11 protein-coding genes are annotated in these 10,837 nt (G+C 38.8%); 4 read left to right on the forward strand and 7 right to left on the reverse strand.

What is annotated here, in order from left to right:
* Positions 1 to 99: 99 nt before the first annotated feature.
* The 3 genes from AN390_RS07335 to AN390_RS07345 form a co-directional block, all read right to left on the reverse strand.
* Positions 100 to 1,251, reverse strand: coding sequence for a 5-(carboxyamino)imidazole ribonucleotide synthase (locus AN390_RS07335; protein WP_055253595.1), 1,152 nt, complete (start codon positions 1,249 to 1,251; stop codon positions 100 to 102).
* Between the two features lie 2 nt (positions 1,252 to 1,253).
* Positions 1,254 to 1,736: a 5-(carboxyamino)imidazole ribonucleotide mutase gene (purE, locus tag AN390_RS07340; protein WP_024033606.1), complete on the reverse strand. Its 483-nt coding sequence runs from the start codon at positions 1,734 to 1,736 to the stop codon at positions 1,254 to 1,256.
* Between the two features lie 149 nt (positions 1,737 to 1,885).
* Positions 1,886 to 3,475 carry an ABC-F family ATPase gene (locus tag AN390_RS07345; RefSeq protein WP_095206740.1) on the reverse strand — a complete coding sequence of 530 codons (1,590 nt, stop codon included), beginning with the start codon at positions 3,473 to 3,475 and terminating at the stop codon, positions 1,886 to 1,888.
* A gap of 637 nt (positions 3,476 to 4,112) precedes the next feature.
* On the opposite strand from AN390_RS07345, the gene AN390_RS07350 reads away from it, so the two are divergent.
* Complete coding sequence (locus AN390_RS07350; protein ID WP_055253817.1) at positions 4,113 to 5,324, forward strand: porin; 1,212 nt, start codon at positions 4,113 to 4,115, stop codon at positions 5,322 to 5,324.
* Between the two features lie 203 nt (positions 5,325 to 5,527).
* The gene (locus AN390_RS07355) at positions 5,528 to 6,664 is read left to right on the forward strand and encodes an MFS transporter (protein WP_055253600.1); all 1,137 of its coding nucleotides are present in this window, start codon (positions 5,528 to 5,530) and stop codon (positions 6,662 to 6,664) included.
* Positions 6,665 to 7,161: 497 nt separating this feature from the next.
* Here the strand turns inward: AN390_RS07355 and AN390_RS07360 are convergent, their stop codons facing one another.
* The 3 genes from AN390_RS07360 to AN390_RS07370 form a co-directional block, all read right to left on the reverse strand.
* Complete coding sequence (locus tag AN390_RS07360; RefSeq protein ID WP_055253602.1) at positions 7,162 to 8,046, reverse strand: alpha/beta hydrolase; 885 nt, start codon at positions 8,044 to 8,046, stop codon at positions 7,162 to 7,164.
* A gap of 30 nt (positions 8,047 to 8,076) precedes the next feature.
* On the reverse strand, positions 8,077 to 8,688 hold the full coding sequence (locus AN390_RS07365; protein ID WP_055253603.1) for a MarC family protein: 612 nt from the start codon (positions 8,686 to 8,688) through the stop codon (positions 8,077 to 8,079).
* A 172-nt stretch (positions 8,689 to 8,860) separates the two neighbouring features.
* Complete coding sequence (locus AN390_RS07370) at positions 8,861 to 9,343, reverse strand: GNAT family N-acetyltransferase (protein ID WP_055253606.1); 483 nt, start codon at positions 9,341 to 9,343, stop codon at positions 8,861 to 8,863.
* Positions 9,344 to 9,442: 99 nt separating this feature from the next.
* Here AN390_RS07370 and AN390_RS07375 point away from each other — a divergent pair, with 99 nt between their 5' ends.
* Positions 9,443 to 9,646: a hypothetical protein gene (locus AN390_RS07375; protein WP_004586614.1), complete on the forward strand. Its 204-nt coding sequence runs from the start codon at positions 9,443 to 9,445 to the stop codon at positions 9,644 to 9,646.
* 63 nt (positions 9,647 to 9,709) lie between these two features.
* On the opposite strand, the gene AN390_RS07380 is transcribed toward AN390_RS07375, so the two are convergent.
* Entirely contained in the window at positions 9,710 to 9,904 is a 195-nt protein-coding gene (locus AN390_RS07380) for a CPXCG motif-containing cysteine-rich protein (protein ID WP_004586615.1), read from the reverse strand.
* A 236-nt stretch (positions 9,905 to 10,140) separates the two neighbouring features.
* On the opposite strand from AN390_RS07380, the gene msrA reads away from it, so the two are divergent.
* Complete coding sequence (gene msrA, locus AN390_RS07385; RefSeq protein ID WP_055253608.1) at positions 10,141 to 10,740, forward strand: peptide-methionine (S)-S-oxide reductase MsrA; 600 nt, start codon at positions 10,141 to 10,143, stop codon at positions 10,738 to 10,740.
* The last annotated feature ends 97 nt before the right edge of the window (positions 10,741 to 10,837 follow it).

The following is a 10,837-nucleotide window of genomic DNA, read 5'->3' on the forward strand; positions in this document are numbered from 1 at the left end:
ATTAAAAAATAGACTTTACCAGTATTACACAATTAATACCTATTTTTATGACAAAAAAATACCGGCTTAAGACGGTATTTAATTAGTTAATTGCAGCCTTTACTCACTTAGCATAAGTGCAGTAGCAGCTTTTAAAATGCCGGGGTACGCTTGCTCAGGTAAGTAATCGGTAAGTTGCCCAAGCTTATCGGCAAGTTTATTAATGTTATCTGCAGATACATTAATATGCCCCATTTTACGCCCAGGTTTTGCCGTTTTTCCGTACCAGTGGCTGGTTACATCACTGACTGTTAAAACCTCGGTAGGAATATATCCTTGGCCCAGCACATTAATCATGGCGGTAATATGCTTAAGCTCTGTACTACCTAGTGGTAAACCCGCTACAGCTCGCATGTGGTTTTCGAACTGCGAACAATGGCAGCCTTGCTGTGTCCAGTGCCCTGAGTTATGAACTCGCGGCGCAATTTCGTTAACCAGTAAAGTACCGTTTACATCAAAAAACTCAATGGCAAGTACGCCAACATAATTAAGCTCGCTAGCAATTTTTGTAAATGCACTATGGGCCTGCTGCTCAACCAGCGTGTTATTTTTACCTGCAATCGACAAAGTAAGCACACCGTTGGTGTGCTCGTTTTCAGTAATTGGGTAAATAGCCACATTACCTTGCTTATCGCGTGCACCAATAATAGAGACTTCACGGTCAAACGGGATCATTTTTTCAGCAATAATGCTGTGGGGCGCATCCTGTGTGCCAGAGGCAATAAAATCAGCCATTTCTGACCAAATTTGCTCTATTTGGTCATCTGATTTTAAACGCCACTGCCCTTTACCATCGTACCCTGCTTGGCACGTTTTAATAACCAGCGGTTTACCTAGGGTTTTAACCGCTAATTCTAAATGCGCTTTTTCTGTGATCAGTTGATACGGCGCACATGCTACGTTTGTTTTATCTAGTAACGCTTTTTCTAATGCGCGGTCGCCACCAGTTTTTATGGCAGCTTTCCCTGGGTAAAATTTATTACTGTTGCAGCATAGTGTAAGTACATCATCGGGGATATGCTCAAACTCTGCGGTAATCGCATCAGCGTCACTAATTGCCTGCTCAAGTGTGGTTGTGTAAATTTCACCGGTTAGCGGATGCATAATTTTTTGGCTGCCTACATCGTACGCAACCACATTTAAATTAAGGGGGGCGCCTGCTAGGCTCATCATTCGCGCAAGTTGGCCGGCACCTAAAATTAAAATTTTCATTTTTACTCTGCAGGATTAGGGTTGGCTAAAATAGTCTCGGTTTGTTCTTTACGAAATGCTTCAATTTTTGCAAAAATTTCTGGGTTTTGGCACCCTAAAATTTGTGCAGCAAGTAAACCTGCGTTAGCAGCGCCTGGCTCACCAATAGCAAGTGTACCTACGGCTACGCCTTTTGGCATTTGGCAAATAGATAACAATGAATCTACACCGTTTAAGGCTTTAGATTTAACCGGTACACCAAGCACAGGAAGCGATGTAAATGCCGCTGCCATACCTGGTAAATGCGCAGCACCACCGGCGCCAGCAATAATGACTTTTATACCACGATCTGCGGCTGAATTTGCATAATCTGCAAGAAGTTGAGGAGTGCGGTGCGCAGAGACCACTTTTGTTTCGTACTCAATACCAAATTTTTCGAGCATGAGCGCTGCGTGTTCCATGGTTGGCCAATCTGATTTAGAACCCATAATAATGCCAACAGTCATAAATACTCCTCAGTAATGTATTTTAAAAATAGCGGACTTATGTCCGGTTTTAGGCGGGTATTATACCCAAACCAAGTTTAATTGCGACTCACAAAAACAAAAAAAGCCACGTTTAACATGGCTTTTAAAGGGTTGCAGTTACAAAGTGCTTATACTTCTTTGCTTGCTAGGTATTCGCTGTAGTTGCCTCTAAAGTCAATCACCTTGCCGTCTTTTATCTCCCAAATGCGGGTAGCAACCGATGATACAAACTGGCGATCGTGCGATACAAACAATAATGTGCCTTCGTACGCTTCTAATGCAAGGTTTAACGCCTCGATAGACTCCATATCCATGTGGTTTGTTGGCTCATCCATTAACAGTATATTTGGTTTATGCATCATAATTTTACCAAATAACATACGGCCTTGTTCACCACCTGAAATAACCTTTACAGACTTTTTAATATCGTTTTGCGAAAACAACATGCGCCCTAAAAAGCCACGAACCACTTGCTCGTCGTCGCCTTCTTGTTGCCATTGCTCCATCCACTCAAACAAGTTCATGTCTTTTTCAAACTCGTCAGCATGATCTTGCGCGTAGTAACCAATATTGGCATTTTCAGACCACTTAAACTCGCCCGACTTAGGTGCTAAACGCCCAGCAAGAGTATTAAGTAATGTTGTTTTACCTACACCGTTTTCACCGATAATAGCAATGCGCTCACCTACTTCTACTAAGCCTTCTAAATTTGAAAATAGCGTATTGTCTTCAAAACCTTGGCTTAGGTTGGTCATTTCTAATGCGTTACGAAATAGCTGTTTTTCTTGCTCAAAGCGAATAAACGGCGATTGGCGAGAAGAGGCTTTTACTTCTTCTAGCTGAATTTTATCAATACGTTTTGCGCGTGACGTTGCTTGTTTAGCCTTTGATGCGTTTGCAGAAAAGCGCGATACAAACTGTTGTAGTTCGGCAATTTGGCTTTTCTTTTTCGCGTTTTCACTTAATAGGCGCTCACGTGCTTGTGTTGCTGCAAACATGTACTCATCGTAGTTACCTGGGTAAATACGAAGTTCGCCGTAATCAATATCAGCCATGTGCGTACATACTGAGTTTAAAAAGTGACGGTCATGCGAGATGATGATCATGGTGCAGTCGCGTTGATTAAGCACATCTTCCAACCATTTAATGGTGTAAATGTCCAAGTTATTGGTTGGCTCATCAAGTAGCATAATATCAGGGTCAGAAAACAGTACTTGCGCAAGTAACACACGTAGTTTAAAACCGGGTGCTATTTCAGACATAGGGCCGTAATGCTGCTCTGTCGAAATACCTACCCCTAATAAAAGCTCACCCGCTTTAGACTCAGCTGAATAGCCGTCCATTTCGGCAAATTCAGTTTCTAAATCGGCTACTTTCATGCCGTCTTCTTCACTCATCTCTGGTAATGAGTAAATGCGATCGCGCTCTTGTTTAATATCCCATAATTCTTTATGGCCCATGATCACAGTATCAATTACAGAGTATTCTTCGTAAGCAAACTGGTCTTGGTTTAGTTTAGCCACACGTTCATTTGGATCTGTACTTACGTTACCTGCAGAGGGCTCTAGTTCGCCACTTAGGATTTTCATAAATGTAGATTTACCACAGCCGTTTGCACCAATTAAACCGTAACGGTTTCCTTCGCCAAACTTTGCAGATATGTTTTCAAATAACGGTTTAGCACCAAATTGCATGGTGATGTTAGCTGTACTAATAATAGCGCTACCCTCCAAGGGGACATGATGTATTTAAATTGCGCGCAGTTTAAACTAAATACAGCTTTTTTTCTATGAAAGTTTAAGGTTGAAAGCGTATGAACTATGCCCTATTCCACTCATTAAAGGCGTAAATTAATGCCTAACAAATAGTGCCTAAAAACGCGATTAAGCCAGTGAATGCTTATTCAACTAAAAAAATGCGCTTAGCTAAAAATAATAGCGCGATTTGTGCGCCATATCAGGGTTTAAATTTTCATTAATAAACCCGTTTAACTTAATAAGTCGATTGTTTATCGCAAAGCATTTTAAAAAACAGATAACTGGGTATATATTTATGATATAAAATGCTTTTTAGAGTTTTTGCACTAGCGTTTTATTTTTATCCAACATGAAAAAAACTCATTTTAAGACCCACTTACTTGCGCTATTTTCAGCACTATTTACGTAGTTTTTAATCAAAAAAAGCCTATCCCTTAACAGATAAAAAACACCATTAACCTCCAGTGAATATATATTCATTTTTAGCGCTAATTTCATTGATTATTTTTCACTTTTGAGCCCATAAGGGCTTTGTTAGTCTTCATGCCTTCTGAATTTAATGTCACTTTTTAAAGTTAATACACACAAGGCATCACAAATGATTAAAAACTTTGTAACCCTACTATTAGGAACAAGCATAGTAGTCGCGCCAGCTGCTTCAGCAGTAGAGCTCTATAAGGATGAAAAGAACACTATTAAAGTAGGTGGTTACCTTGATGTGCGCGTTATTAATACGCAAAACCAAACCGAAGTGGTAAATGGTACATCACGTATAAACTTTGGCTTTACTCGCCAACTTAAAAAAGACTGGTCGGCACTGGCGCTTGTTGAATGGGGTGTAAACCCTGTTGGTAGTAGCGATATTATTTACAACAACCGCTTTGAATCTATTCAAGATGAGTTTTTATATAACCGTTTGGGTTATGCTGGCCTTTCGCACGAAAAGTACGGGCAAATTACCATTGGTAAACAATGGGGTGCGTGGTACGACGTAGTTTATGGCACCAATAACAGCTTTGTATGGGATGGTAATGCTGCGGGTGTTTACACATACAACAAAGACGACGGTGCTGTAAATGGTACTGGCCGTGGTGATAAATTAATTCAATACCGTAATAGCTACAACGACTTTAGCTTTGCAGTTCAAGCGCAACTTAAAAACAGCGAATTTTATACCTGTGATGTTGATGATATTTCTGAACAAGCGTGTGAAGCCCTGTGGAATGATGGCGACAGCGCAGCTCAAGAAGTAGAGTTTAACTACACCTTTGGTGGTTCTGTAACTTATAACGCAACCGACATGCTAACGTTAACAGCAGGCGTAAACCGTGGTGAATTTGATGTAACGTATGGCGATGGCACAACACAAACCGTTGAAGACTTAATTTTTGGTGCGGGTGTAATGTGGGGCAGCATTGAAAAACCAGGTTTATACGTTGCCGCTAACATAAATAAAAGTGAAAACCACGATACCGATAACCTAGGGCGCTTAATTAAAGATTCTATTGGTGTAGAAACATTTATGTCGTACCGTTTTGATAACGATGTGCGCCCTTTTGTGGCTTATAACATTTTAGATGCCGGTGACGATTACGTTATTCAACCTAACTTTAATACCGATCCTAATGATGTATTCAAACGTCAGTTTGCTGTGATTGGTGTTCATTACTTAATTGACGAAAACACCATTGCCTACGCTGAAGCCCGTAAAGATTTTAGCGACTTTGAAAGTGATGACAAAGACCAGCAATCACAAATGGAAGCGTCAGAAGACGACGGGATTGCATTTGGTTTTAGATACAAGTTTTAATTTCCCACCATAACAACACACAAAGCCCAGCTATATGCTGGGCTTTTTTATTTTAAACGTTAAATGATGAAAAAAATTAAATGTTTGAAGGCGTTAACAATCGCTATTATTTGCTATAACACTTTATAAAAGCTGTGTGCGCTGCGTATTAATAATGCCTGTAAGCATGCTTATAAATTCACCCGTTAATTAATGGAAAGAAAATGAGTTCACTCAAAACCGCCGGTAATTTTACTCTACTATGTATTGCAAGCTTAACCATAATGGTTGGTACCCTGTTAGCGCCGGGTTTAGTTACCATTGCTGATGGCCTAGGCATACAAAGCAACAGCGTATTATTAATTACTTTACCTTCTTTAGGTGCGGTGGTGTTTGCCCCCCTAGCCGGAAGATTAATAGACAAGTACGGCGCATACCCTTTACTTATAATAGGTTTATTTTTATACGGATTAGTGGGTGCATGTGCTTACTTTTTACATGGCCCAACCTTAGTATTTATTAATCGTTTTGCATTAGGTGGTATTACAGCAATAGTGATGGCAAGTTGCACCGTATTAATTTCAACGTGGTACAGCGGCGAAGCCCGACTGAATATGATTGCCAAACAAGGCATGGCGATAGAGCTAGGTGGCGTTATATTTTTATTTTTAGGCGGTGTTTTAGCGTCAATGTATTGGGGATTACCCCTTGCTTTGTATTTAATCGCTTGGGTATTTTTAGCTATGTTACTCATGTTTGTACCCCGCAAGCAGAAATTAAATACCCATAACACAGAGCAAACTCAACAAATAAAAAAGAGCCATTCAAACGCATTAACGCTTAAAGAGGTTTATATAGTATCAACCCTAGCTATGACCATATTTTTTACCTCAACTGTGCTTTTACCTATTACCTTGCACGCACTAAATTTTAATGAGTCTGAAATAGGCCAACTATTGGCTTTTATATCGTTAATTGCGGTATTTACAGCGGGATTTATGCCTAAAGCAACTAAGCGCCTTAGTGAGAAAAATGTATTAGCAATCGCATTTCTTGCCTTTGGTTTATCATACCTTTGCTTTATACAATCAAGTACATTGATATTAGTATTAGGCGCGCTATTAATTGGTATTGGCTTTGGTTTTAGCATTCCGCTTTTAAACCACATGACCGTAGAGCTAAGCCCTGAAAATGTACGCGGACGTAACTTATCGTATTTTACAATGGCGGTGTTCTCCGGCCAGTTTTTTACCTCTTTTATGGAGTACATACCTGGGGGTGAACATAACGTATTTATAATATGCAGTATTTTAAGCGCCGTTGTAGCTATCGCCCTTCTTGTAAAACCTAAAGCGCACTAAGCAGCAATCAATAACCGGTAAAATTATCAAATTAAGTAGCCAATTATCCCCTATTTATTGGCTACTTTTATTCTTCTTCACTCTTTAGCTAAGTTTACTACATAACGATAATTTAGTATGATGTGTTCTTTTACCATAAAGCCACCAGCTAATTTATATTAATTGCATTAAGAGTATATAAAGACGGTGAAAATATACTTAAATGGCAAAGTAATTAAACAGATTATCGCTGATCACAAATGCGTAAGGCTGGTTAAAAGCAATAACAGTGAGTTTGGTATATGTCTATATGTACTGATGGCATTCTAACTCAAGAATACAATACTGTATATAAATACAGTTTTAATTTATTTTTTGTGCAAAAATAAATTAAAACAACTTCCCTCTGTAACTCGTTAATAACATTAAACTAAGTGAAGTGCTATCCAGTTAATTCGTAACATAAATAGATAAAACACCGATAGCTGTATATGCATACAGCTATCGTTTGAGACTATCTACCTATTTTTAATAAATGTACTATAACCAGCTAACCCCTTTGATACACTCAGTGTTGGATTATCTGAATGTTCAGCACCTTCGTTTATAGCGCTTTGCCACACAAGGTTGTTATTAGGGTTTGCTATTAAAGCAGACTCTAAATTATCAAACGCTTTTAACATTAACGGATGTTCTGCTCCACCCACAGAAAGGTATAAATAAGTAGGCGACTTAATTTTATTTGCTTGAGTAGTTAAAAATGCTTCTACATTATTAACCACTGTCATATCGTCATACCAAGCCGCTGGGCTAAAAGCAAAGTAGCCATTAAACAGTTCAGGTTTTGTATGCAGTGTATAAAGCACAAAGCTGCCACCTGCCGAAAAACCACTTAATACACGGTTATTACTAAGCTTATATTTTACCGATAAATACGGAAGTAACTCGGTTTCAATAAACGCTAAAAACTTGTCAGCTTCACCATTTGCCTCTATAAGTGTTTCATTTTCTGGGCGCGCTTGTGTATTTACATCTTGGCGAGCATAAGGAGGCACTAAATCGCGATTACGTGTATCTGTAAAAAACAAATTAGGAATAGACACCAATATAGCCTTATCCCCTTTTTCACTCTTAGCTTGTTTTGTAAGTGCTTTATCCCATGTATCTAAATTAAAGTTACCATCGGTTTTAATAATTAACGGATACGCTCTTTTAGGATCGTAATTAACGGGTAATCTTATAAACACTTTGCGCGACTCATTAAGCACGCTTGAGTTAATTGTTACGTCGGTATAGTGCGATACATAATGGTTGTAATAGCGTATGGCTAAAATACCGATAGCAAAAATGACTACGGCTAAACTTAAATTAATAAAATAGTGTTTTGTTATTTTTATTGCCATGCGTCATTCCTTTAAATGTTTAGGAGTTATTTAATCGAGCTTAACCCACTGCTTAACTTCAAGTGCAGTCATAATCAGCTCTACAGAAAAAGCAGCCAGTATCATCCCCATCACACGGGTTAAAATAGACGCACCGCCAATACCAATTAGCTTTATAATTTTGCCCGACAGCAACAACAAAATTAAGGTTACACCTAACACTGCCAGTGTAATTAAAGCTGTGCCTATTTGGGTTGTAATTGGATGAATGTGATTATCGGTAAGTAATATAACGGCTAAAATAGCACCTGGTGTGGCGGTAGCAGGTATAGCAAGCGGAAACACTGCAATATCGTGCCCTGGGTCTTGTTTTGCTTTGTTAGAATCATTGCCAAATATCATTTGTAAGCCAAACAAAAATAAAATTATCCCGCCCCCTAACTGAAACGATACCAGCCGTATACCCATCGCATTTAAAATAAGCTGCCCTATTAAAATAGAGCCAAGTAACACAGCGCCTGCATATAGCACAGTTTTAAACGCAGTTTTACGACGTTGTTGATCACTTAAATGAGAAGTCAGCGCAGCAAAAAGCGCCATAGTCCCTATTGGGTCAATAGTGGCCCAAATAACGAGGGCATCTTGAGATAGTTTTTCTAGCATATAAAATCCTTGTTAAGCGAACACGTTTTAAAAACTCGGGTAACAAATTCATTTGCTTACGCTTAACTATAAGCCAAATTGGCTATTTTTTATATTGCATTTGTTCCTCTTATGATGAAATTTACTAACGTGTATAATGTAAATGCAGCACTAATACATGACTAATGCAGTCCTAAACGTGTTTATACCAAATAGAATGCTCACCCAAACTAAAGCCTAATTTAACTAATAAGTTATGCGAACGCGCATTATGTGCACTTACCTGCGCCGCTAAGTAATTAAGCGGTATAGCCTGTTTAAGTGTTTTAACAAAGCCGGTTATTACCTCAAACATAATGCCCTTATCCCAATACATAGGATCAAGCTCAAACCCAATAAACGCCCTACTTTTACAAGGCGATAAATTATAAAGCCCGCAGGTGCCCATAAGTTTGCCATTTATATTATGTTCAATAGCCACTCTTATCACTTCGCCTTCGTAATAGGCGGTAATATCGTCTTGAATTAATTGCTTAATTTGGCATTTACTTAAGGGGGTTTTATAGTCGTTAAATTCGCTCACTTGCGGGTGATTCAAAATAGAAAATAACTGCGGGGCATGCTTATGGGTAATTAAACGCAATGTAACGCGTTCAAGCTGAGTTGTTTTAAACATTTTATACAGGAGTTAAAATAGCGCTTTATGGTTAAGCATTATTAACTTACCATAGCGTATTCACAAGCATTATCTTTATAGCCAATATTGAGAGCAATAATGAGCGACGATTTTAAAGTAATTCAACCTACCACAACCGTATACTGTCCTAAACGTGGTGAGGGCTGGACCCTAACAGGCATTACTAATATAAACGAGTTTACCTCGGTAATGTTTGACGGCACACGTTATACACTCCCCGCACGCGAAATAGTAGAAGAGCTGTTACCAAACCAATTAGCCCGAGAGCAAAATAATAGCTAGCGCCCGTGTATAAACGGAAGTGGCTGCCACTGTGCAGCCAACTATATATAGAGTAACGAAGGATTAAAATGTATCGTCTTCACTGTATACATTTACTTTTAACTCGTCTTCATCTTCAAAAACAACAAACGAAATAGGCTTACAACATACTTGGCAGTCTTCTATGTATTGCTCACCAATATCTGCCGCGTCTAATAATACTTCTATACTTTCGCCGCAATACGGGCAACTTATCGATTTTTCGGTTAACTGGTTCATTTAACACCTGCTACTTTTATCTCAATGCTTTCACTTTAATAAACACACTCTGATAATACAACATTGTGCTACAGAGGTTGCCCAATGTACGTATGGCCTTAATTAAAAACCATTACGTATATTACTTTTTCCGCTATTCACGTTAGCCTACTAAAAACAATGAAATAGGTTTTACAGTTAAAGGGTCTAACTATTAAGAATATGTATTTAAACTCATACTAGAGGTAGATTATTATATGAAAAAATCACTTACGCTTGCATTAACATCTGCCGCAATGTTGTTTAGCACCTTTTCACATGCAGCCAAAACCGAAAAAGCAGTTTTAGCCGGTGGATGTTTTTGGTGTATGGAAAGCGACTTTGAAAAGCTTAAAGGCGTAAAAGATGTTATATCGGGTTTTACCGGCGGTAAAATTAAAAACCCGACCTACAATGGTACCCATCAAGGCCATTATGAAGCAGTACAAATTACTTACGACCCTGATGTAGTAAGCTACAAAGGCATACTTGATCATTTTTGGGTAAATATTGATCCCTTTGATGCCAAAGGCCAATTTTGCGATAAAGGCCCAAGTTATTTAAGCGCCATATTTGTAGCTAACGAGCAAGAGCGCAAAATAGCAGAGCAAACCAAACAAGCCGTAATAGCAGAATTCCCAAATCAAACAGTGGTCACGCCAATACTTAATGCCAGCACTTTTTACCCAATTAAAGGTAAAGAAAGCTACCATCAGGATTATTATAAAAATAACCCCATACGCTACAATACCTACCGCTGGCGCTGCGGACGCGATAACCGCCTAGAAGAAATTTGGGGCGATAGAGTCACACATTAAAAATCTATAGTTAGAACAATTGATGGGTTTACACAAACCCATCCCCATTACAGCTAACAGCTAACAGCTAACAGCTAACAGCTAACAGCTAACAGCT

Source organism: Pseudoalteromonas sp. P1-11, assembly GCF_001399995.1.
In the GTDB taxonomy this organism is placed as follows: domain Bacteria; phylum Pseudomonadota; class Gammaproteobacteria; order Enterobacterales; family Alteromonadaceae; genus Pseudoalteromonas; species Pseudoalteromonas atlantica.